We start from the raw sequence: 22,912 nt of genomic DNA, 5'->3' as shown, positions 1-22,912 counted from the left end.
CATAAACCATCAATATTATGAAAAACCTTATTTCTGCACTAGTTATTTTATCTTTGACAATGATGTCATGTGATTCGACCAAATCCATTTCAAAAGCCAACAACACTCTTGACGGTACCTGGCAATTAAATTACATCACTGGTCCCAGAATTGCATTCGAAGGATTGTATCCCGACAAGAAACCAACAATTGTTTTTGACTTGAAAGAAAACAGGGTTTCAGGCAACAATAGCTGTAACCAATACTTTGGCGCATTGCTTCTGGACGGCAACAAAATTAATTTCAAGGATGCCAAAATGGGAATGACCATGATGGCTTGTCAGGGCAGCGGAGAACCCACTTATATGAAAACATTGGAAAAAATTGATTCCTATTCGATTTCCGAAGACGGGAAAACCTTGAGTTTTATTGCAGGAACCATTGAAATGATGCGTTTCGAAAAAGTAGCAAAAGAGGACCATAATTAGCAAAACGTCTTGGACTGGTCGGGAACCTGCAAAGGAATCACGCCTTGTGCCGATTGTGAAGGAATTGAAACCAAAATTTTCTTGAATAAAAACTTGACATTCCCAATCCAGACCAAATACCTTGGCAAGAAGACGCTAAAGTATTCGAAGAAAAAAGGAAGCTTTACATGGGATAAATCGGGGCGAAGTATTTCATTGCTTGGATTAAAAGGAAGTCCATCCCAATACAAAGTAGGCGAAAACAAGTTGCTTCAATTGGATATGGAAGCAAAGTCATTACTGGCCCATTGGCAGAAAAATATGTATTGACAAAAGAATGATTTTTAGAATTAAATTCTATTTGGGATGACAATTAGAACCACGATTTTCTTGTTGCTCTTTTCTATGCTTGGATATGCCCAGGTAAAAGACACCGTGTTTTTTTTGAATAAATCCATGATGATTGGCGAGTTTAAAAAAATGAAACTGGGCAAAATCGAATTTGACAGCGACGAAGTCGGCATCGTTTACATCAAATACCACAAAGTCAAGACCATTCACGTGCATTCCTATTATTGTCGAACCGAAACCATTGACAAAAGGGTTTTGTACGGTTCGGTATTGTCTTCCAAAATTCCCGGAAACATCATCGTCCATACCTTGAAAGAGGATGTCGAAGTCAAACTGGTGGATGTTTCCTCGATTTCGTTTTATGGAGATCATTGGACGGACAGCCTGAGCGGTTCTTTCGGCGCAGGATACAGTTATACCAAGTCGAGCGACATTGGGCGATTCAACCTGGATGGAAAAATTAAATATGCCAAGAGCAAACTGGAGTTGGAATTGTCGGGAAGCGTCATTACCACAATAGACAGCAGTGTGGTCAATCGGGAAAATGAAGACATCTCTTTTTCCAGCAAATTTCTCACCGACAACAGATGGTATTCGGCAGTTTCGTTGCGTTACCAGCGCAGCATCGAATTGGGATTGTTGAATCGATGGCAAGAAGGAGGTGGGATAGGTTATAAATTCTTGCAGCGACAACATAATTTTGCCAGAGCCATCAGCGGTATCGTGGTCAACCAGGAAACCGATTTTGAAAATAGCAATAACATATATTGGGAATGGTTTACCAATGCCAGTTATGACTTTTTTTCCTTTAGCAAACCCAATATCACCATAGCGATGACCCAAGGAATTTATGTGAGTTTATCCCAAAAAGGCCGTATTCGAAACGAAGGAGATTTAGAAATCAACTGGGAATTAATAGACGATTTTTCAATAAATTTCAGTTTTTATCATTACTACGATAGCAAGTCACCCGGAACAGATACTTCAAAAACGGATTATGGTTTTGTAACGGGCTTGAATTATAAATTTTAATAACTATTTCCAAATCCTTAATTGGCATCAAATCAAGTATTCCAATACAATTATCATTTAGTTTAGCGGGTTAAGCACTAATTTAGTTTATTAGAACTAGCTTTGTCCTTAGAAAAGTATTCCAGCAAACACATTTATTTTTTTAGGAATGCCACAAACCGTAATAATTATAATTATGAAACACAAAGAAGTGGCCTTGATAAGTTGGAACTTGTTGAAGAAGACCTACCAAGAATTTGATGATGACAACGCCATAAAACTAAGTGCTTCCCTGTCATACTATACCATTTTTTCATTGCCACCCTTGTTGATCATAATTCTGTCTATTTTCAGTTTTTTCTTCGGTAGAGAAGCTGTCACAGGTAGATTTTTTGGACAAATCAATGGGATGGTGGGTAACGAAGCTGCCATCCAAATCCAGGAAACCATCAAAAACATCGAATTGTCCGATAACAATACATTTGCTGCGGCATTTGGAGGAATTTTGTTGCTCATTGGCGCTTCGGGCGTGTTTGCCGAAATTCAAAGCTCCATCAATTATATTTGGGGGTTGAAAGCAAAACCCGACAAAGGGTTGGTGAAGTTTATCAAGAACCGGTTGATGTCGTTTTCCATGATAGCTTCGGTTGGTTTTTTGCTGTTGGTCAGTTTGATGGTCAACACCGTAATGGATGTTATCAACGCCCGTTTGCTCGTTTATTTTCCCGATTCAACGATTTATTTGTTTTATGTGCTCAACATATTGATCTTGTTTGCCACAACGACGATGCTGTTCTCCATTATTTTCAAGACGCTTCCCGATGGGGATATCGTTTGGAAAGACGCCTTGATAGGCTCCAGTTTTACTTCCTTTTTCTTCATGTTTGGAAAATTTGCCATTGGATTTTATTTGGGAAGTTCCACCGTTGCCACCGTATATGGTGCTGCTGGCTCTGTCATTATTATTTTGATTTGGGTCTATTATTCGGCCATAATCTTGTATTTTGGAGCCGAATTCACTAAAGTTTATGCCAACGCCCATGGGAATAAAATCATCCCAAATGCCTATGCCGTGGGAATCAAGATTGAGGTTACGGAGCTTCCGAAGAAGTAAACGTTTTCGACTTGGTGAATATTTAAAACTCTGTCAAAGGTGTATGTTTTTGTTGCAAAGCCACTCCCAAATCCTGCTTGACTATTTTTATTAGATTACGCCATCATACCTTTCACAAAAACCTCCACAAACTCCTTCATTTTGGCAATGATGCGATCGCCAATGGTTCTAGCTTGCAAAACACTGGGTCTGTTGTCCAAACATTGGAAAACTTCGTCTTTTATGGGTTCTCGACCGCTGTAAATGTAAGCATCGATTAAGGCTTTGAATTGGGCTTTGTCCAGGTGTTCGTCTTCGCACAATTTGCCCAAAGCCAGTACTTTTTGGTCTTGCCAGAATTTTTCAAATTCATCTTCAATATTGTCGCCGTCTTTGATATGGGGCATATTCTCGTCAATGAATTTTTGAATCAATTCCCGTTTGCTTCTTAACTGGATATCACCACCCAATAAATCAATGATGGCTTTTCTTTGCACAGCTGCTGCCGACGGTGTTTTGGCTCCTTTCAATTGGGCCAACAATTTCAAGATATAAGCAACGTTTATTTGGTCTCTGTGGATTAATTCCAATTCAAAATCGATCTCGTCCAGAATCGATGTTTTTTGTTTTTCAGTATCTCGTTTTACCTTTTCGTATAAGTCCAAGTATTTGCTTTTATAGTCTTCAAATTCCTGCTCGTCAATAGGGAAATCATCCCAATCAAAATCGGTGTAGGATTGCAATACATTCATGGCTCGCAATACTTTTCGGAAGGCTTCTACAAATTGCGCTTCGTCTTCTTCGCTCTCTAAATCATTTACGCTTTGGTAAGTTGGAGTGATTTCTCGTAAGCTTTTCAAGGCTTCGTCAAATTTATCCGCTATCTTTTCATAATCGGGTAGGGTAACCACTTCAACAGCCTCTTTGTTGGAAAACAAGGTAATCGCATCGTCCGTGGCTTTTTTGAGGTTCCTGAAGGACAAAATATTGCCTTGTGATTTCTGTTCTCCCAAGATGCGATTGGTTCTGGAATAAGCCTGAATCAAGCCGTGTTGCTTCAAGTTTTTGTCCACATAAAGCGTGTTTACTTTTTTGGCATCAAAACCCGTAAGCATCATATTGACTACAATCACAAGATCCAAACGGTCTTTTTCGGGATTGAAATTTTCCTTTTCCCGGTCTTTCAAGCGTTGGCTGATATTCTTGAAATAATTCTCAAATTGTTGGCTGTCTTTGGTCGAAAAACTGGTGCCGTACATCCTGTTGTAATCGCCAATATAGGTTTCCAGTTTATCTCGGGTGCGCTTGGATTGATAACTAGTTGGAGCTTCCGCCAAAACATCAAAATCGACTTCATCACCCGGCAAAAAATCCTGCGCTTCGTCTGAGTCTTCGTTGGTGCCATAAGTGAAAATAGTGGCAATGCGCAAATCGTGTTCGCCAGCCTCTTTCTTTTGTTGAAACAAATCATAATACTGAATCACGTTATCGATGCTGCTTACCGCCAACAAGGCCGAATAATCTCTGCCAAAGGTTTTTTGGTTGTGGTAGGCAATAATGTAGTCAACGATTTTGTTGATTCGTTTTTCAGAATTCAATACTTCCTGTTTATCAATATCTTCGACTTCGATGTCGATAAAAGTCTTGCTTTTGTTTTTGTATTTCCCTACATATTCAATCCCAAAACGCAATACATTTTGATCCCGAATGGCATCGGTAATCACGTATTTGTGCAGGCAATTTCCAAACAAGTCTTTGGTGGTGCGTTTTCCATAATCATTCTTCGAAGCGTTTTCGGCAAATATGGGTGTTCCCGTGAAACCGATTAATTGGCTTTTATCAAAGAACTTCGTAATACGGTCGTGGGTGTCTCCAAACTGCGAACGATGGCATTCGTCAAATATAAAGACGATTTTCTTTTGGCGCAACGCTTCTATTTTACCCGAAAATCGTTCCGAAATGGCATTGTTTAATTTTTGAATCGTGGTTAAAACCAACTTGGTGTTATCCGTCAATTGTCGTATCAAGGATTGGGTGTTGTCCGTGACATCAACGCTGTCTTTTTTGAATGCGTTGAACTCGTTCATCGTTTGGTAATCCAAATCTTTCCTATCCACCACAAAAACCACTTTGTGTACTTCGGGCAATACCATCAGAATTTGGCTTGCCTTGAAAGATGTCAAAGTTTTTCCCGAACCCGTGGTATGCCAAATGTAGGCGTTGTCATTCGAGTTTTTCACTTGATGAATAATGGCTTCCGTGGCAAAAAATTGATACGGACGCAAGACCATCATTACCTTGTGGGTTTCGTTAATCACGATATAATGCGCCACCATTTTGCCCAAATGTTCCGGATTCAGGAATGCTGCTGCAAACTCGGGTAACTCGGTGATGTTTTTATTATTTCGATCTGCCCAAAAGAAGGTTTGTTTGACCGATTGCAATTTGTTGTTTGCCAAATATTTGGTGTTCACGCCATTGCTTATCACAAACAATTGCACGTACTGAAACAAACCGTGATTGCTCCAAAAAGAGTGCATTTGGTAGCGATTGATTTGGTTGAAAGCTTCCTTGATTTCGATGCCCGAACGCTTGAGTTCTATTTGCACCAAAGGCAAACCGTTGACCAAAAGCGTGACATCAAAACGGTTCTTGTAACTTCCTTCCAGACTGATTTGATTGGTAACTTGATATAAATTTTGGCTAGTATCTTCCGTATTAAAAAAACGAACATAAAACGAAGTACCGTCTTCTTTGTCCAACTGAAAACGATCCCGAAGCGTTTTGGCTTTTTCAAAAACAGTGCCTTTGGCCAAGTGATTGATGATGGCATCAAACTCCTTGACGGTGAAAGTGGTTTCGTTAAAAACTTCGAGCTGGCTTTTGAGATTGGAAACCAAGGCATTGCCATCCTGAATTTTTACAGAGGAATAGTTTAAACCAACCAATTGCTTGATTAAGTTGTTTTCTAGTAGGGCTTCTGATTGATGTGCCATATTATATAGAAAAAAAACCTTACCAATTTTGGCAAGGTTTCCATGTTTTAGTATTACTTATTTATTTCAAAGACCACATCTTTCTCAACTAAAGTACTCACATTTAAAGTAGGTATAATAAATCTATTGAAAAAAGTATTTTCTGTTTTTGCGTGTAATATTCCTCTAGAAGTGCCAACAGTTATAACGCATAGATGTTCTAGAAAATGCCTTGGTAAAGTAATTTTTTTGTTGGAAACTACATTTTTATTCCAAGAACTTTCTTCTACATCAAAATTGCAAACTACTGTTAATACTACGATTGGTTGGTTTTCGTGAAGGAATTGAAATTTCATTCTACAAGCAACAATTCTATTTTCTGGATTAATTGAAAATTGAAGTTCCGATTTTAAATCGTTATTTTCTGGAAGGTTTTCGATTTCAAAAGTGGCAAACTGCTCTGTAACTATATTTAATAGCCTAAAACTAATAGTCTTTTTAGTATCCATTTTTATGAATGATTATATTTTAACTCCATACATTCCTCCTCATTAATATAGGTGTTCAACGGGATAACTTTAGTCTCTTTATCACCTACCATAGTTTCCTCAATTTTATTTAAATAGGTATGTATTTGATTGCTTATTGTAATTACATTTGAAGAAGATATAACAATGCTATTATTGTTTTCATATATATGCATTAATTTAATATTTAATGCTTTTTCAATTCTACCAATTGTAAAGAAACCAAAATTTTCAGAACCTTTAACCCATTTATTAACTGTTTGGGGTGTTACTTTCAATAAATCGGCTAAGTCTTTTTGTGATAATTTTTTTTCTCTAAGAGTTCTTAAAACACGAACAGCAACTTGTTGAGAATATCGTAACCCTTCTTTATCCTCAAATCTTTTGTTGCTTTCTACTATCCATTTGCTGGGAGTTTTAGAAACTAATGCTTGTAACTTTATACTCATTTCTTGATTTTTCATAATGGTAGTTTTAATTAATGATGTCTATATATCCGAAGTCGTCCTCGTCTAATAGGTCATTTTCTTTTAGATAAGCTGCTGTAATTTGTAGTTTAGTCAACTCTATGGCTGTGTGGCTTTGTTCGCCCATTGCAGCTGTTAGTTTTATAGCGCTTCCTGACACCACAAAACATTCAGGGCCAATACGCACAGCAAATATACGAAGCCAAGATTTATTCTCTGTTCCGTATGCTCTTGTTTCTTGTAATTTATAAGTTTGGTCATTCTTGTGTAATGGATAAAAAACTAAATCTTGTAAAGAACTTTTTGTTTTAAATTTTCCAATTTTTGCAATTCTCCTAATTTTTTCTTCAAAGACTGCTGCTTCATCTATTGTAGAAAAAATAGCTTCTTCAATTGTTGTTCTGCCATAAAAACCAGATTGTAAATCCTTTTTATTGTTTTCAAAAAAGGCTTCCAAATACGCTGTATCGTTCCAGTTTCTGAATGCTAACGTAAATTCATCACAGTCATTGGGTTCAAATTGAACCGACAATAATTTGTTTTTCACGACTGCAAATATAGCATCAATTTTCATAAAATCAACTTATAGGCTTATTATTTTAACTTTTATTTACACAAATAGTTGCTGCAACAACCCTTTTTTGAACCCTTGCATTTGGGCGATTTCTTGCCCCGTATTTTCTATTTTAACATCGATACTCGACAAGAAATTGGCGATTTTTTGTTGTTCTTTAATTGAAGTTGGAATAAATAGGGGACAATTTAATACTTCATCTTTTCTTAGATTAGTTTGACCTACTCCTGAGTCAAAACTTAAATAATATTTATTTCTGTTAAGAAGATAAATCATGAATTCGTTTAAATTATCTTTCTTAGCCTTCAATCCACAAATACGTTGATTTAAAGTGTAAACATTATCTTTTTCTATTAGATAACATTTTGCAAGAGCTTTTCCATTAGGAACGTCACTCATTACCATAACCATATCTCCTTTTGTTAATGGAGAAATTTGAGTGTTACAAAATTTTCTAACTCTCCCTTGAGTTGAAACAAATTTAGAATTGACAACTACAAAGTCACCATTTTCATCGATATTTTGTTCATGTCCTTTTCCATTAACAAAATCAATTACATCATCAAGAACTTTGTAATCCCAATCAGGATAATCCTTTCCATTCTCATCTTTAAACCGTAATTTCCCGGAGAACAATTGTTGCATTACGCCTTTTTTGTATTGTTCTAATAATTCTTTTTTTCGGGAAAGTTGCTGTATTTTTTCATCGACCGCACTTAAAAAAGAAGCTATTTTTTGTTGTTCTGGGAGGGTGGGTATGTTAAATTTGAAAAGATTAATTTCTTTAACAGTTAACTGTGGTTGAGCACTCCCAAAAGAAATAGTATCTATTATTCGATTTAATTTTGGGGTAAAAAAACTAGAATAAATAAATCGGGAATCAATTTTAGAGTTCTCATTTCTAATTAAAACCATTCCTGAATTAATTCTTAAATTTTCAAATTTTATTGAATCATCATAAAATGCAATATTCCCAACAGAACCTCTTGTTGTTAGAATTAAATCATTCCTTTTCAGTTTTCCTTTTCTTAACTTTTCATCTTTTTCTTTCGTGATAAACATTTTTGTCTCAAAAGAAAATCCATTTTTAGTAACATTTTTTGCATTCATAAAAAGACAATATCCTTCTGTTGAAAAATCATCACCATTTGGATAATTTGTTCCTCTATCACCATCGATAACTTTTAATTTCCAATCTGAAAGTTTATTAGTTTCCCAATCACCATCAAACCCTGAAAACCGTAATTGTGGCACAAGAGTTTTCTTTTCTATTTGTAAAGTTTCTGTACTCATTAAAATGGTGTTTCAATTCCTAATTCCGTACAAAATTCAGCAATGGTAGCATCGGTGGTTTTACTTTGTGAAGCCAGTTCTCGCAATTCGGTGGTTATGGCTTTTAAATCTACCGCATCTTCCTCTTCAAAAGTATCCACGTAACGAGGGATATTCAGGTTGTAATCGTTGGTTTCCACTTCGCTTAAAGCGGCAATATGGCTGTATTTTTCCTCTGGTTTACGTTTTTCGTAAGTGCTTATGATTTTATCAATATCCTCGGTACGCAACACGTTTTGGGTTTTTACCTTTTCGTAATGTTGGCTTGCGTCTATAAACAAAATGTTTTGGGCATCGGTTCTCTTTTTCTTCAAAACCAAAATACAGGTTGGGATAGAAGTGCCGTAAAAAATATTGGCAGGCAAGCCTATTACGGCATCCAAGTAATTTTTCTCTTTTATCAAATATTCCCGTATGTGTCCTTCGGCGCCGCCACGAAACAAAACACCGTGGGGCAAAACAATCGCCATCGTTCCGTTGTCGTCCAGCTGGTGTATCATGTGTTGCACAAAGGCAAAATCGGCTTTGCTGCTTGGGGCGAGTTTTCCATAAGCCGAGAAACGGTCGTCGTTCATGAACAAAGGACTCGCGCTCCAGTTGGCCGAGAATGGGGGATTGGCCACAATGGCTTCAAAACGCATGTCATAATGTTGCGGTCGTTCCAGCGTATCTTCGTTCTTGATGTCAAAACGTTTGTAATGCACGTCGTGCATAATCATGTTCATGCGACATAAGTTGTAGGTCGTTGGGTTCATTTCCTGTCCGTAAAAAGCACTAACGTCTTTTACTTCTTTGGCAACACGCAACAACAACGAACCCGACCCGCAAGTAGGATCGTAAACGCTCTTGAGTTGGTCTTTGCCCACCGTCACCAGTTGTGCCAAAATGCTGCTTACTTGTTGTGGCGTATAGAATTCGCCCGCTTTCTTGCCTGCGCCACTGGCAAACTGTCCTATCAAATATTCGTAGGCATCGCCCAGAACATCGCTGTCAACGTTTTCTAAATCAAAATCAATTTCGTCCAAATGCACCAAGACTTTTACGATCAATTCGTTTTTGTCGGCTTCGGATTTTCCTAGTTTGTGGGAGGTTAAATCGAGGTCGGAAAACAGGTTGCCAAAATCTTCCTCACTTTCAGAACCCATCGTGCTTTGCTCAATATGCGTCAATACTTTGGCCAAATCGCCCAAGATGAAATTGTTTTTTCCGCCTGCATTTCCTCTTCGCGCCAATTCCGAAAACAATTCGGAAGGGAGCAAAAAATAGCCCAATTTGTCCAAAGCCAATTGTTTGATTTCTTCCAATAAGGCAACTTCGTCAGGGTGTCCTTCAATTTGCTGGAAAGTTAAACCGTCTGGTTTTAGGATGGTGTTGGCATACAAATCCATTTTGGTACTCAGGTACTTGTAGAAAATAAACCCTAAGATGTAATCCCTGAAATCATCGGCATCCATTTTCCCACGTAAGGTATTTGCAATATTCCAGAGTTGTTGTTCTAATTTTTGTTTTTGTTCGGCAGCCATTACTAAGTAGTATGTTTTTCTTTTTGCTAAGGTATTGAAAATAATTTCATACAGAATACGGGAAACCGTAAAAGAGGGAAATATTTTTTCAATAGTGGGTTGGGATAGAACTGGACAAGACGCGTTTAATATCCGTTTAAAATCGTTCGAAAAATATCAAAAGTTTTGAACAATTTGCTCCACATTTTACAACATTTCACTACATTTAACCCATAATTCGAAACGGTAACTGAAATTACCCGAGGTCTTACATTAAAAATTCGCTCAAAAAAACGAGGTGCTAGCCAGTGATTTTGAGCTTTTTTTTATGGAAAAAATTCTTAAAATGTGTCATTTCGACGAAGGAGAAATCACATAACGAGAGCAACACAATTGAGCAACTAATGCGATTCCTCCTTCGTCGGAATGACAAAAATAAGGCTGATTTTGAGCTTTTTTATGGAAAAAATTCTTAAAATGTGTCATTTCGACGAAGGAGAAATCACATAACGAGAGCAACACAATTGAGCAACTAATGCGATTCCTCCTTCGTCGGAATGACAAAAATAAGGCTGATTTTGAGCTTTTTTTATGGAAAAAATTCTTAAAATGTGTCATTTCGACGAAGGAGAAATCACATAACGAGAGCAACACAATTGAGCAACTAATGCGATTCCTCCTTCGTCGGAATGACAAAAGGAGGATGATTTTGAGCTTTTTTTTATGGAAAAAATTCTTAAAATGTGTCATTTCGACGAAGGAGAAATCACATAACGAGAGCAACACAATTGAGCAACTAGTGCGATTCCTCCTTCGTCGGAATGACAAAAATAAGGCTGATTTTGAGCTTTTTTTATGGAAAAAATTCTTAAAATGTGTCATTTCGACGAAGGAGAAATCACATAACGAGAGCAACACAATTGAGCAACTAATGCGATTCCTCCTTCGTCGGAATGACAAAAATAAGGCTGATTTTGGGCTTTTTTTATGGAAAATAGCGAATGAAAAAGAGGTTTTTGAACTAAAAAAAGGAAAAACAAAGCTGCCAATCCCTCCATAAAAATCAAAAAAATAGTAGTTTTTAGCAAAAAGTTCGGTGCAAGAGGTTGTTTTCAATTCGTCTTGACGGGATTTTTGCTTCGTCTTGACGGTATTTTCACTTCGTCTTGACGAAACAATTGTCTCGTCAGGACGAATTGACGAAAGTTTTCGTTGAAAATAGCACAAAAAAAAGACCTTGGGCACTGAAATACCCAAGGTCTTACATTAAAAATCAATCAAAAAAACTACGAGGTGCTAGCCAGCTTTTTTGAAGGATACGCCATCCAGCATCGTGCGCATTTTTTTGCCCGGACGGAACAAAATGCGACTTTTTCTGATGGCGGTTGCCGAAACTTCTGCAGCAGTGTCACTTCCCGTAGAGCTGATGCCCACCTGGAAATTACCCAATCTGCCCAATTTGACGATTCTACCTTGCTTCAGTTCGCCAATGATGTTGTGCTCCAAGGCCATCAACACGGCATAACAGTCGGTTTCGGTAACCGTACATTGATAGGAAATCAGCTCTGCGAGCCTATCCAAATCGACATCGCCATCTGCAATGGCAGCGGCATAGAACTTTTCAGGGGCAGTCAGGTCCTGAGGATTCTTTCTTGACTGGGTTTTAAATTTAATAGCCATTTTGTTAGTGGTATTAAATGAATTAAAAAAGGTTTGTCTTAGTGTACTGACAATGAGTACCTAACTGACTTTTCAAAGATAAATACTTTTTATGGTTATTAAAATGAAAGTTATTCGCAAATTTGGTCGGGATATTAACAAAAAAAGTAACAAGATTGTTTTTTATTTTAAAAATAAATCACTATGCATTACTGTTTTGTAAAATAAATACCAAACTGAACTACCGTAAATATTAGGGTTTGCAAAAAGCGACAATTGAGGTTTTCAATTGTTTTTTTTTCCTTGACAGGGGAGACCTGTAAAGAATAAAACCGACAAAAATTACATCCTCACAGTTTTTTGAAACAATCCAAACAAATAATCTATTTAAATCGATGGTTTATATTTACCAATCTTTTTCTTTATAAAATTTGTTAATTTTTTTTTTATATTTGTTTGAGTATCTGAATAAATCAATTGATTCTAGATACTTTTAATGAACCGGCACTAAATCACAATCCAAGAAAATTTCAAACAATATTTCCTCTTGAAAAAATTAAAAATAAAATATTTGACTTTAGTTTTGGCTTTCCTTGCCAGTGGAATGGGATATTCACAAAATATTGATTTATCCAATACAAGGATTCTAAAGCTGGAAGAAGCCCTTCAATTAGGCATTCAAAACAACAAACAACTCAAAATGGCGACTACCGATGTGGCCATTGCCAATGAAAACCTGAGCCAGTCCAAAATTGCCAGAGCACCCTATATCGGTCTGAATGCGGGTTACAATTACATTGGAAACCCAAAAATTTACGAAGGCTTTTACGAAGAAAGCATCACCATGGATTATTTCAACAATCAATCCTCGGGAAATATTTTGGGTTCGATGCCCATCTACAACGGAGGCGCCATCAACAACAAAATAGAGCAACAACAGTTGATCAGCAACATGAAGGAATCGGTGGTCAAAATGACCGAAGCCGAAGTGAAATTGGCCATCGTGCAACAATATTTCACCCTCGAAAAATTATACCGCCAGATAGAGGTGACCAAGCAAAACATCATCAACACCGATTTGCGCATCAAGCAACTCCAATCGCGCGTTTCCAACGGTCAAAACCTCAAAAGTGATTTGTTGCGAACCGAATTGCAGCAGTCCCGTTTTAAAGTTTCGGTATTTCAGGATGCCAACAACATCAAATTGGTCAGTAATTATCTGGACATCTTGATTGGTTTGCCAACGGACACCGTGTTGAAACCCGAAGTTTCGGGAGCAATGATTCCCACGGAAACCATCAATTTGGAAGAAAGCCTGTCCGAAGCCTATAAAAACCGAGTGGAAATCAAGCAATCCGAAATCGGGGTGCAATTGTCCGAATCCTCCTTGAGCCTTACACGAAGTGGGTTTAAACCCAACGTGAATGCCAATTTTATGTTGAATACACAATATCCCGCTCAATGGCCCAATTATCCCAATATTCTCAATTATTGGGCTGCCGGAGTTTCATTGAATTGGGATATTTCCAGTTTTTACAACTTGAAACACCGCGTGAATGCCAACAAATTTGAAATAGAGAAAAGCAACACGGCTTTGGAAAACACCAAAGACCAGATTGACAAGGAAGTAAAAACCGTTTTTGTCCGCTTTGTGGAAAGCAGGGAAAACATCATCACCTTCAAGAAAGACGTGGAACTTTCGCTGAGCAATTACAAAATTGTAAAAAGCCGATACGACAATGATTTTGCCTTAATCAGCGACATGGTCGATGCCGAATTACAGGTAAACGGGGCGAAAATTTCCCTAATCAATGCCAATTTAGATTTAATTATTCAATATTATTCTTTGCAATATGCAATGGGTAAACTATAAAAAGATACTGTCATGAGCGAAGAAAACACAACTAATGAAGCCGTCCAAAACACGGAAAAAAAGCGAAACACCATCCTGACCGTTCTTTCTTTTGTCTTTTTGATAGCGGGTGGATTATGGATTTTAAGCTTGTTTTTTGATTTCAGTCGATACGAAACCACCAATAATGCGCAGGTTGATGCCTATATGAACAACATCGCGGCACGGGCAACGGGACATATTGCTGCCATCCAATTTGAAGCCAACCAGTTTGTGCATCAAGGCGACACCTTGGTAATTCTAGACGACGAGGAGTACATCATCAAGGTAAAACAAGCCGAAGCTGATTTGGCCGTAGCCGAAGGAAACCTGCATTCACTGGAACAAACCATCATCACTTCCACATCGAATGAAGCGGCAACCAAGGCAAAACTGGCAGGCGACTTGGCCGACCTTGAAAAAGCACAGAAGGATTACGAACGATTCAAGAACATGTATGCCGACTCGGCGGTGACCCGCAATCAATACGACCAAGTGGTTTCCAAATTAAAATCGACGCAAGCCTATCTCAAAGCGGGCGAGAATGGACTGCAGGCCAGCATTTCTACAACCCAACAAAGCAAAACCAATCTGGAAGCCGCCAAAGCAACCGTAGCCCGAAAACAAGCCGATTTGGATGCGGCAAAATTGCAGTTGTCTTACACCGTAATCACGGCTCCAATTGATGGATTTGTGGGCGAACGCAATTTGTCCGTTGGCGATTTGGTAAGCATGAACCAGGTAATTGCCTCGATCGTGCTGAAACAAAAATGGGTCACGGCCAATTTCAAGGAAACCCAAGTGGAAAGAATCAAGGCAGGGCAGGAGGTTACCATTACCATTGATGCACTGGACGACAAGGAATTCAAGGGAAAAGTGGTGGGATTTTCGCCGGCAACAGGAGCCAAGTTTTCGATGGTGGAACCCGATAATTCCACGGGAAATTTCGTTAAAATTACCCAACGCATTCCCGTAAAAATAGTATTTGAGGCACCAGCCAAGGAGTTGGAAGAAGTAAAACCCGGAATGAATGTAACGGTCGAAATAAAAAAATAAAATATGTTTGGATTCAAAAAAGGTAGCGTTTTCATTCTTGTTGGATTATACGTCCTCACGATTCCTTTTTTCAATGCGTTGAATGTAACCACTTACGACAATTCCCAAATTTTGGGACACTTTGGTGCTTCGACCACCGTTTTTGCCTATTCGAGTTATATTCCGGCATTTGCCATGTTGGCTTTTTTACCGTTGGGAATGAAGATTGGAAAACAAATCAAGGTCAGAACGATGATTCTGTCGGTTAGTTTCTTGGCGATACTATTCAACACGGCTTCTTTATATGCGACCAACATTTTTTGGTTTACTTTTTGGCGTTCGCTTGTGGCGATGATTTCCGTTATTGGAATATTTGCCACGATGATTCCCATTGTATTGAAATACAATCCAGCTTTCAACATGGCAATAATGTATGGGATTATCCAATTTATTCTTCAAGGAAGCCAGCACCTTTACAAATATTTTGGAGCGCATTTTACGAGTATTTACGACTGGACTTTCAGCATTTACTTTTTGAATGTCAACTTTTTGATAGGGATCATTTTGGCCTGGATTTTTTACAAAAAAGATGTCGCGCCAATGAAAGGGAAGTTTCAATTCGATTGGAGAGGATGGTTGATCTTGATTTTCTTCTTCACCGTAATTCTTTTCATTTGTGCCGAAGGACAAACCCGAAATTGGTTTTCCGATCCGATGATAAATATTGCCTTTGCGTCATTGCTAATCTTGATTGGAATTTATTTGCTGCACGTTCGTTTTACCAAAGAACCCCTAATCGATCCCGATGTTTTCAAATACAAGAATGTAGTGATTGGTTCGTTCCTGTTTTTTTATATCGGTCTAATGAACGGGACCGGAAGCGTGGTTACCGGATTTATGTCGGGAGTGCTTGGTTTTGATGGACTTTATCAAGCCAGAACCCATTTGGCGTTGTTGATAGGTATATGTATTGCCATTCCTTTATCGACTTATCTTTTGTATAAAAGAATTTATATGGCCACCATCTGGATTACCGGATTTGCCTGTTATGGATTCTTTCACATCATTCTCTTTTTTCGATTTTATCCCGGAATTGCTCCCGTTGATTTTTTGCTGCCTTTCGTTTTCAAGGGATTGGCGATTGGATTCCTGTATCCCATTTCGGCACTTTATATTGCGGAAGGAATTCCTACAAACCTGGGCGATTCGCGAATGATGAGCGGTGTCATTTCACGTGTTGTCATCGCCACTTTACTCGGCGGCGCCATTTTGGGAACCTATATTTCGAACATCAATGTGCAACACAAGACGGGCTTGAGCCAACAATTATCCCCAGTAAATCAACAGGCACAAAAGAAGTTGTCCAACATCAAGAATTATTATTTGCATCAAGGAGCATCCGAAGTCGAGGCACAGAAAATGGCAGAAAAAAGTCTTTCCAACCAAACTTCTCAAGCCTCCATATTGCTGGCCTATAAAGATATTTATTTGGTAATGTCGGCTGTTTGTTTTTTGCCTATATTTATTTTGCTGCTGTTTAGACTCGCCAGAAGACCAATTGGCAAGGTAGAACTGGAACCAATTCCATTTTAAAATATCAACCATAAATCTAATAACAAACAGTATGAAAAGAACAAAAAAAGTTCGATTATTAAATCGGTTGTGGGATCAAGAAAGTGGACTTAGCGGGATGATTGTCTTGCTGACCATAATGCAATTTGTCTTAATTCCATTATTTGGGAATTACTCTTTTTTTATGTCCGTTTTGAATGTTTTTTGGATGCTTTTCCTTTTTGCTGGAATTTTTTCTTTGGCTGAAACAAACAAACAGGCCGTTCTCATTTCTATTGCACCTTTCTTGTTCATTGTTTTTTCTTGGATAAATGTTGTCTCAACGACTCCATTTATATTGATTACGGAACTCATTCTTTCTATTTGTACTTTCTTGCTGTTGATTGTATTGGTGTTAAAGAGAATTTTTGAACCAGGCCCCATAACGGCACATCGAGTAATTGGTTCCATTGTGATTTATATGTTGTTGGCCCATCTTTGGACAGTTATTTACATTTTCTTTTACGAACATATTCCGGGATCTTTTCAACTCACTTTACCCGAATTTGAAAGCAATAGTATCCAAGCCAATTTCCTGTATTTTAGTTACGTCACCCTTTCAACAACTGGTTTTGGCGAAATTTTGCCTCTTCATCCTTTTGTTCGTGCATTGGTAAATTTAGAATCCATTTTTGGAGTATTGTATCCTGTCGTTCTTATTGGAAGACTGGTTTCGGATGCCAGTGTCAACTATAAAAATAAATAATCTGAAAAATCCCTATTAATTTAACCGTAAAATCAGAATCTTATGAAAAATTCTACTTCACTAAACAGCAAACAGCTTTTTGAAACCATTCTGCAATTAGGGCTTGTATTCCTAATTTTAGGTTTTTGCTTTAACCTTTTGGCTCCCTTTGTAACACCCATACTTTGGGCAATAATATTTGCGATTATTTTATATCCCTTATTCAACATTCTTCAAAAAAAGTTGAAAGGTAAAAAGTCCTTGGCCGCTACCATAATTATTCTTTGCATTTTAGCTATTGTAATTTTGCCTTCCATTTCCTTTTTTAGTGGGGTTACTTCAGGTATTATGGAAATTAAATCCGGTATTGATGAGGGTACTTTAAAAATAGAAATGCCTAGTCAAAACATAAAAGAATGGCCGGTTATTGGTGAAAAAGCATACGATTTTTTATATTCCTCCTCCGTTAATTTGGAAAAAACACTATTAGAACACAAGGAACAGATCAAAGATATTTCTACAAAAGTACTTGGAGGTTTAGTAAGTTCAATAGTGACCATTTTGCAAGTTGTCCTTTCTGTAATCATTGCAGGAGTTTTAATGGCATCTACCAGCGCCCAAAATTTGGCGACCAATTTTATTACGAGAATTGCGGGTGATAAGGGCGATGAGTTTTTAGAAATTACTATTTCAACAGTACGTCAGGTGGTCAAAGGCGTAATAGGAGTGGCAGTAATTCAAACCATGATTCAGGCGGTGGGATTGTTTTTATGTGGCGTTCCGTTTCCAGGAATATTGACTTTGTTATGTTTGATTTTATCCATCATACAAATAGGCCCCATTATTGTAAATATTGGCGTGATTGCTTATCTTTTTTCTACGGGAGATAGCTCAACGGCAGCAATTTTATGGACGGTATATTTTCTTTTGAGCGGGCTTTCCGATAATGTTTTGAAACCGTTGCTTTTAGGAAAAGGCGCTTTAGTTCCAATGCTTGTTATATTTATTGGTGTAATCGGCGGCTTTATGATGTCGGGATTCATAGGGTTATTTGTTGGACCAATTATTTTTTCCATCGGTTATAAATTATTCGTGGCCTGGATGGAAGACAAACCCGAAATTACTGCAGCTTAAATCACGATTTGGGCGTGCCACCATAAAGAAAAGGAGCCAACTCATCATACTTGTGAGTCGGCTCCTTTTCTTTATGCTGTCGGGCTATCCGCGCTACTTCGGTAGCTAGCTGCTATCCCTCACGCGCGAATTAACAAACGGCGTTGTATTAGAAACAATATTCGTTTTCAGTTACTAATTTAGTTGTAATAGTCTCTCTTAACCCAATGATATTAGGCATATTGGTGTATTTTGTAAAACGGCGCAATCCCATCAGCATCATGCGTTGATCATCGCCTTCGGCAAAGGAAATAATACTTTCTTTTCCTTTTTGGGTAATCACGTCAACCGCTTTGTACAAATACAGTTTTGCCATGGCAATTTGTTCTTGCACTTTGGCTTCGCCTTCTTTTTTGGCTAATTTTTCGGTTCTCAAAACGGTGCTTTCCGCCATATAGATTTCAATCAAAATATCGGCTGCAGCCATCAATAATTGTTGGTGACCTTCCAAATCGGGGCCGTATTTTTGAACCGCACCGCCGGCAACCATCAGGAACGCTTTTTTTAATTTGCCAATCATTTCTTTCTCTTCGGCAAACAATTCGGAATAATCAGGCGTGTCGAATGATGGAATTCCCATTAATTCTTCCTGAACTTTCGTGGCTGGCCCCAATAAATCCACATGACCTTTGAACGCTTTTTTGATTAACATTCCCACTGAAAGCATTCGGTTAATTTCATTCGTCCCTTCATAAATTCGGGCAATTCTTGCGTCACGCCAAGCACTTTCCATGGGCGTGTCTTCCGAAAATCCCATTCCACCAAAAATTTGGATTCCTTCGTCGGCGCAGTTTTGAACATCTTCAGAAACGGCCACTTTCAAGATGGAACATTCTATGGCATATTCTTCGACACCTTTCAATTCGGCTTCTTGATGTGATGTTCCTTCGGATTCTCTCGCTGAAATTCGGTCTTCTATGTCTTTGGCAGCCCTGTAAGTGGCACTCTCGCCGGCATAACAAGAGGTCGCCATTTCGGCCAATTTCAAGCGAATGGCTCCAAATTGGGCAATCGGCGTATTAAATTGCACTCTTTCGTTGGCATATTTCACGGCACCGGAAGTTACTCTTCGTTGTGCATCCAGACAGGCTGCGGCCAATTTGATACGACCCACATTCAAGGCATTCATCGCAATTTTGAAGCCATTGCCTCTTTCGGAAAGCATGTTTTCGACCGGAATTTTAGTGTCCGAAAAGAAAACCTGACGAGTGGAAGAGGCACGAATTCCGAGTTTATGTTCTTCTTCACCAAAAGATATTCCATTATCGGCAGTGTTTTCAAGAATAAATCCAGTAATATTTTTATCATTTTCAATTCGGGCAAAAACGATAAACAGGGAGCAAAAACCAGCGTTCGAAATCCACATTTTTTGTCCCGTGATTTTATAATGTGTTCCATCTTCGGACAAAACAGCTTTGGTTTTTCCTGAATTGGCATCACTTCCTGCGCCCGGTTCGGTCAAGCAATAGGCACCAAACCATTCGCCAGAAGCCAATTTCGGTACGTATTTTTGTTTTTGCTCTTCAGTTCCGTACAAAGTAATGGGCATTGTTCCAATTCCAGTATGCGCACCAAATGCTGTCGAAAAAGAACCCGTTGCTCCCGAAATATAGTCGCAAACCAAAACCGTATTGACAAATCCCATTCCCATTCCGCCATACTCTTCAGGGACTGCCACACTCAGAAAACCAAGGTCTCCGGCTTTTTTCATACACTCTTCAGTAAAAGCGTAATCTTTGCTTTCGAAACGGTTTTTGTTGGGCCAAATTTCTTTGTCCACAAATTCTTTTACCGAGTCACGCATCATTAATTGCTCTTCGTTGAAATCTTCGGGCGTGAAGACATCTTCGCATTTTGTTTCTTTTACGATGAATTGGCCACCGCGAGTTTTGTCGTTCATAATTTCTATAGATTAAAGATAATAGACGAATAGATGCTAGACGTTGTTATCTTGATTTGAAAATTATTTATTTAGAGTATTTTGAAAAGTCATAGTTGCTTTTTGAAATTCTTCTATTTTTATTTCAATAAAATTGGTATATTCTGCGGTTATATATTTTCTGTAATTTGCTAATAAAAGCTGTGTTTGTAATTCAAATGAAGAACCTAATGATATATCTAAAAAATGACTGAAGGATTTGTCAGTTCTACTTGATCCTTCTGCAATATTTGAAGGCATTGATAAAGAACATCTGTCCATTTGACTTTTTAAACCAAATTTTTCAGAAATAGGAAATGTATCAGTTAGGTCTAAAACTATTTTTGCTATTTCCATTCCCATTTGCCAAATTTTTAGTTTTTTGAAGTTATGTCTTTTGAATTCGCTCATTTTTTAAATCTATTATCTCTTCGTCTATATTCTATTATCTCTTTCTAAAGCAACTCATAAATCCCCGCACTTCCTTGTCCAGTTCCCACACACATACTCACGATTCCATATTTATTTCCACGACGTTTCATTTCGTCGAATAGTTGAACGGATAATTTGGCGCCCGTACAACCCAAAGGATGCCCCAAGGCAATTGCTCCACCATTGACATTCACGATATCTGGGTTCATTCCCAATTCCCGAATTACGGCTAATGATTGTGAGGCAAATGCTTCGTTCAATTCTACCAAATCAATGTCTTTCAATTCTAATCCAGCTTGTTTTAATGCTTTTGGAATGGCTTTTACAGGGCCAATTCCCATTATTCTAGGTTCAACTCCAGCTGATGCAAAACTTACTAAACGCGCAATAGGAGTGAGGTTCAATTCTTTGACCATTTCTTCATTCATAATCAAAACGAAAGCAGCACCATCACTCATTTGGGATGAATTTCCTGCTGTCACGCTTCCGTCAGCAGCAAAAACGGGTCTTAATCCTGCTAATGCTTCTACCGAAGTTCCTGCTCTTGGACCTTCATCTTTATTAACGATATAAGATTTAGTTTCCTTTTTACCATTTTCATTGATAAAAGTTTGTTCAATAGTTATTGGAACAATTTGTGAATCGAATTTTCCTTCGGCTTGCGCTTTCAGGGCTTTCATGTGAGAATTGTAAGCAAAGGCATCTTGATCGGCTCTCGAAATGTTGAATTGTTTGGCAACGGCTTCGGCGGTCAATCCCATTCCCCAATAATAATCTTCGTTTCCTTCTTTGGCCACGGCATAATCTGGAGTGGGTTTGTAACCTCCCATCGGAATAAAACTCATACTTTCGGCGCCACCAGCGATAATACAATCCGCCATTCCTGATTGGATTTTGGCAGTCGCCATCCCGATAGTTTCTATCCCAGAAGCGCAATATCTATTGACTGTTACACCAGGAACATCGGTCACTTTTAATCCCATCAAGGAAATTAATCGTCCCATATTCAATCCTTGTTCGGCTTCGGGCATTGCATTTCCGACCATTACATCATCAATACGTGTTTTATCGAAATCAGGGAATTCATTCATCATAAACTGAATGGTTTCTGCCGCCAATTCATCAGGACGTTTGAATCTAAAAACTCCTTTTGGGGCTTTTCCTACCGCTGTACGGTAAGCGGAAACGATATATGCGGTTGTATTTTTCATTGTTTTTATTTTATGTCGAAAGTGTAAAAGTTTTTGTTGTTATGCAATTCTTTATCTAAAAGATTATTACTTCCAAGATTTTCTAGAAACTGATAATGATTTACTAAATTAATTGTTGAGTATATACCTTTAGTTTCATCATTAAAACAAATAAAATTATAAAACAGAATAAATTGTTCGTCAACATTTAGCTGTGATTCAAAGATATTGGCATAACTTTTATATTTATTAAAATCTTCTCCTAGAGTTTTATTTTTTTCATTTTCTCTGATGTATTTTAAAATGTGATAAACATTTCTGCAATAATGACTAATTAGATTTTGATAATTTTCAAATAAAAGCTCAAACGCAAATCTTATCCTTTTGATTTCTATCTTATGATTGTTTATCACAATATTAGTATTTAGAAACTCTTCAACAAAATCTTCGTTGGAAGATTTATTTTTATCATTTTGGTTTAATTCATTTATATATTCTGAATTCGAATCCTCATAGGATTCGATTTTTGTTTTAACTTTAACTGACTGTATTTTACTAATATCTCTATTGTTATCTTTAATCCATTTAGTTAATTCTCTAAAGTCATCTTTTGTTTTTTCAAAAACTTCTACTCCAGAATATTCTTTATCCTGATTAAATATATTCGGGAAAAAACAGGCTTCATCCCATTTCAATTTTAAGTCATTTTTTAACTCTCTGTGAACATTCAACATATTAAAAAAAGTACTTTCAAATTGTTGTTGAGCTATTAATTCTCTTTGAAGTTTTAATTCTTTTCTTTGTGATGTATATGTAATGTAAACAAAAAATAATGTTACAAATCCTATTATTGTTCCTAATACACCTCCTACATAACTTCCGAAATAACCATAAATTTCGTGACATTCAGTAGTTTTTGAATTATTATATAATGAGTTAAAAATCCCATTAAAATAGTTATATGAAAAATAAAGAACTATTAAAAAAATAATAATTCCGATGCTTTCAAATCGATTTTTTTTTAAGTATTTAATCATATC

20 protein-coding genes are annotated in these 22,912 nt (G+C 37.6%); 9 read left to right on the top strand and 11 right to left on the bottom strand.

Going from position 1 to position 22,912, the window contains the following annotated elements; genetic code table 11:
- Positions 1-17: 17 nt before the first annotated feature.
- From OZP13_RS06190 to OZP13_RS06175, 4 genes are all read left to right on the top strand, one after another.
- Complete coding sequence (locus OZP13_RS06190) at positions 18-467, top strand: META domain-containing protein (RefSeq protein ID WP_281299024.1); 450 nt, start codon at positions 18-20, stop codon at positions 465-467.
- Positions 468-476: 9 nt separating this feature from the next.
- Positions 477-776, top strand: coding sequence for a copper resistance protein NlpE (locus OZP13_RS06185; RefSeq protein WP_281299023.1), 300 nt, complete (start codon positions 477-479; stop codon positions 774-776).
- Between the two features lie 36 nt (positions 777-812).
- Positions 813-1,829 carry a DUF481 domain-containing protein gene (locus OZP13_RS06180; RefSeq protein WP_281299022.1) on the top strand — a complete coding sequence of 339 codons (1,017 nt, stop codon included), beginning with the start codon at positions 813-815 and terminating at the stop codon, positions 1,827-1,829.
- Positions 1,830-2,004: 175 nt separating this feature from the next.
- The gene (locus OZP13_RS06175; RefSeq protein WP_269243616.1) at positions 2,005-2,922 is read left to right on the top strand and encodes a YihY/virulence factor BrkB family protein; all 918 of its coding nucleotides are present in this window, start codon (positions 2,005-2,007) and stop codon (positions 2,920-2,922) included.
- Between the two features lie 95 nt (positions 2,923-3,017).
- On the opposite strand, the gene OZP13_RS06170 is transcribed toward OZP13_RS06175, so the two are convergent.
- The 7 genes from OZP13_RS06170 to OZP13_RS06140 form a co-directional block, all read right to left on the bottom strand.
- The gene (locus OZP13_RS06170) at positions 3,018-5,897 is read right to left on the bottom strand and encodes a type I restriction endonuclease subunit R (protein ID WP_269242980.1); all 2,880 of its coding nucleotides are present in this window, start codon (positions 5,895-5,897) and stop codon (positions 3,018-3,020) included.
- A 53-nt stretch (positions 5,898-5,950) separates the two neighbouring features.
- The gene (locus OZP13_RS06165; protein WP_269242979.1) at positions 5,951-6,385 is read right to left on the bottom strand and encodes a hypothetical protein; all 435 of its coding nucleotides are present in this window, start codon (positions 6,383-6,385) and stop codon (positions 5,951-5,953) included.
- A gap of 2 nt (positions 6,386-6,387) precedes the next feature.
- Positions 6,388-6,867 (bottom strand): helix-turn-helix domain-containing protein, encoded by a 480-nt coding sequence (locus OZP13_RS06160; protein ID WP_281299021.1) that lies wholly within the window; start codon positions 6,865-6,867, stop codon positions 6,388-6,390.
- A 10-nt stretch (positions 6,868-6,877) separates the two neighbouring features.
- On the bottom strand, positions 6,878-7,444 hold the full coding sequence (locus OZP13_RS06155; protein ID WP_281299020.1) for a hypothetical protein: 567 nt from the start codon (positions 7,442-7,444) through the stop codon (positions 6,878-6,880).
- A gap of 36 nt (positions 7,445-7,480) precedes the next feature.
- Positions 7,481-8,737 (bottom strand): restriction endonuclease subunit S, encoded by a 1,257-nt coding sequence (locus OZP13_RS06150; RefSeq protein WP_281299019.1) that lies wholly within the window; start codon positions 8,735-8,737, stop codon positions 7,481-7,483.
- Positions 8,737-10,299, bottom strand: a complete 1,563-nt coding sequence (locus OZP13_RS06145) for a type I restriction-modification system subunit M (protein ID WP_281299018.1) — start codon at positions 10,297-10,299, stop codon at positions 8,737-8,739. The genes OZP13_RS06150 and OZP13_RS06145 overlap by 1 nt, the downstream gene beginning before the upstream one ends.
- A 1,275-nt stretch (positions 10,300-11,574) precedes the next feature.
- Positions 11,575-11,958 (bottom strand): HU family DNA-binding protein, encoded by a 384-nt coding sequence (locus OZP13_RS06140; RefSeq protein WP_281299017.1) that lies wholly within the window; start codon positions 11,956-11,958, stop codon positions 11,575-11,577.
- A gap of 526 nt (positions 11,959-12,484) precedes the next feature.
- Here OZP13_RS06140 and OZP13_RS06135 point away from each other — a divergent pair.
- Genes OZP13_RS06135 through OZP13_RS06115 form a run of 5 tightly spaced genes read left to right on the top strand, consistent with a single transcriptional unit; the run spans position 12,485 to position 18,293 of the window.
- Positions 12,485-13,810: a TolC family protein gene (locus tag OZP13_RS06135; protein WP_281299016.1), complete on the top strand. Its 1,326-nt coding sequence runs from the start codon at positions 12,485-12,487 to the stop codon at positions 13,808-13,810.
- 12 nt (positions 13,811-13,822) lie between these two features.
- On the top strand, positions 13,823-14,884 hold the full coding sequence (locus OZP13_RS06130; protein WP_281299015.1) for an HlyD family secretion protein: 1,062 nt from the start codon (positions 13,823-13,825) through the stop codon (positions 14,882-14,884).
- 3 nt (positions 14,885-14,887) lie between these two features.
- Positions 14,888-16,456: an efflux MFS transporter permease gene (locus OZP13_RS06125; RefSeq protein WP_281299014.1), complete on the top strand. Its 1,569-nt coding sequence runs from the start codon at positions 14,888-14,890 to the stop codon at positions 16,454-16,456.
- Positions 16,457-16,487: 31 nt separating this feature from the next.
- A complete protein-coding gene (locus tag OZP13_RS06120) occupies positions 16,488-17,180 on the top strand; it encodes an ion channel (RefSeq protein ID WP_281299013.1) in 693 nt (230 codons plus the stop codon).
- A 42-nt stretch (positions 17,181-17,222) separates the two neighbouring features.
- Positions 17,223-18,293: an AI-2E family transporter gene (locus tag OZP13_RS06115; protein WP_281299012.1), complete on the top strand. Its 1,071-nt coding sequence runs from the start codon at positions 17,223-17,225 to the stop codon at positions 18,291-18,293.
- Between the two features lie 148 nt (positions 18,294-18,441).
- Here the strand turns inward: OZP13_RS06115 and OZP13_RS06110 are convergent, their stop codons facing one another.
- The 4 genes from OZP13_RS06110 to OZP13_RS06095 all read right to left on the bottom strand — a co-directional run bounded on the left by OZP13_RS06110 (position 18,442) and on the right by OZP13_RS06095 (position 22,909).
- On the bottom strand, positions 18,442-20,232 hold the full coding sequence (locus OZP13_RS06110) for an acyl-CoA dehydrogenase FadE (protein ID WP_281299011.1): 1,791 nt from the start codon (positions 20,230-20,232) through the stop codon (positions 18,442-18,444).
- A 63-nt stretch (positions 20,233-20,295) separates the two neighbouring features.
- Positions 20,296-20,661, bottom strand: coding sequence for a four helix bundle protein (locus OZP13_RS06105; protein WP_269242965.1), 366 nt, complete (start codon positions 20,659-20,661; stop codon positions 20,296-20,298).
- Positions 20,662-20,705: 44 nt separating this feature from the next.
- Complete coding sequence (locus tag OZP13_RS06100) at positions 20,706-21,893, bottom strand: acetyl-CoA C-acyltransferase (protein ID WP_281299010.1); 1,188 nt, start codon at positions 21,891-21,893, stop codon at positions 20,706-20,708.
- A 5-nt stretch (positions 21,894-21,898) separates the two neighbouring features.
- Positions 21,899-22,909, bottom strand: coding sequence for a putative phage abortive infection protein (locus OZP13_RS06095; RefSeq protein ID WP_281299009.1), 1,011 nt, complete (start codon positions 22,907-22,909; stop codon positions 21,899-21,901).
- Positions 22,910-22,912 lie beyond the last annotated feature (3 nt).

The organism is Flavobacterium limnophilum (assembly GCF_027111315.2).
Lineage (GTDB): Bacteria > Bacteroidota > Bacteroidia > Flavobacteriales > Flavobacteriaceae > Flavobacterium > Flavobacterium limnophilum.
The sequence above is the reverse complement of the archived record's forward strand: the minus strand, read 5'-3'. Positions and strand labels throughout refer to the sequence as shown.

Bases quoted from the DNA above. Each gene is read 5' to 3' on its own strand.
- OZP13_RS06165 (WP_269242979.1), bottom strand. From the start codon at position 6,385: ATGGATACTAAAAAGACTATTAGTTTTAGGCTATTAAATATAGTTACA.
- OZP13_RS06125 (WP_281299014.1), top strand. From the start codon at position 14,888: ATGTTTGGATTCAAAAAAGGTAGCGTTTTCATTCTTGTTGGATTATAC.
- OZP13_RS06190 (WP_281299024.1), top strand. From the start codon at position 18: ATGAAAAACCTTATTTCTGCACTAGTTATTTTATCTTTGACAATGATG.
- OZP13_RS06120 (WP_281299013.1), top strand. From the start codon at position 16,488: ATGAAAAGAACAAAAAAAGTTCGATTATTAAATCGGTTGTGGGATCAA.
- OZP13_RS06115 (WP_281299012.1), top strand. From the start codon at position 17,223: ATGAAAAATTCTACTTCACTAAACAGCAAACAGCTTTTTGAAACCATT.
- OZP13_RS06095 (WP_281299009.1), bottom strand. From the start codon at position 22,909: ATGATTAAATACTTAAAAAAAAATCGATTTGAAAGCATCGGAATTATT.
- OZP13_RS06110 (WP_281299011.1), bottom strand. From the start codon at position 20,232: ATGAACGACAAAACTCGCGGTGGCCAATTCATCGTAAAAGAAACAAAA.
- OZP13_RS06155 (WP_281299020.1), bottom strand. From the start codon at position 7,444: ATGAAAATTGATGCTATATTTGCAGTCGTGAAAAACAAATTATTGTCG.
- OZP13_RS06100 (WP_281299010.1), bottom strand. From the start codon at position 21,893: ATGAAAAATACAACCGCATATATCGTTTCCGCTTACCGTACAGCGGTA.
- OZP13_RS06175 (WP_269243616.1), top strand. From the start codon at position 2,005: ATGAAACACAAAGAAGTGGCCTTGATAAGTTGGAACTTGTTGAAGAAG.
- OZP13_RS06130 (WP_281299015.1), top strand. From the start codon at position 13,823: ATGAGCGAAGAAAACACAACTAATGAAGCCGTCCAAAACACGGAAAAA.
- OZP13_RS06170 (WP_269242980.1), bottom strand. From the start codon at position 5,897: ATGGCACATCAATCAGAAGCCCTACTAGAAAACAACTTAATCAAGCAA.
- OZP13_RS06145 (WP_281299018.1), bottom strand. From the start codon at position 10,299: ATGGCTGCCGAACAAAAACAAAAATTAGAACAACAACTCTGGAATATT.
- OZP13_RS06105 (WP_269242965.1), bottom strand. From the start codon at position 20,661: ATGAGCGAATTCAAAAGACATAACTTCAAAAAACTAAAAATTTGGCAA.
- OZP13_RS06140 (WP_281299017.1), bottom strand. From the start codon at position 11,958: ATGGCTATTAAATTTAAAACCCAGTCAAGAAAGAATCCTCAGGACCTG.
- OZP13_RS06180 (WP_281299022.1), top strand. From the start codon at position 813: ATGACAATTAGAACCACGATTTTCTTGTTGCTCTTTTCTATGCTTGGA.
- OZP13_RS06150 (WP_281299019.1), bottom strand. From the start codon at position 8,737: ATGAGTACAGAAACTTTACAAATAGAAAAGAAAACTCTTGTGCCACAA.
- OZP13_RS06160 (WP_281299021.1), bottom strand. From the start codon at position 6,867: ATGAAAAATCAAGAAATGAGTATAAAGTTACAAGCATTAGTTTCTAAA.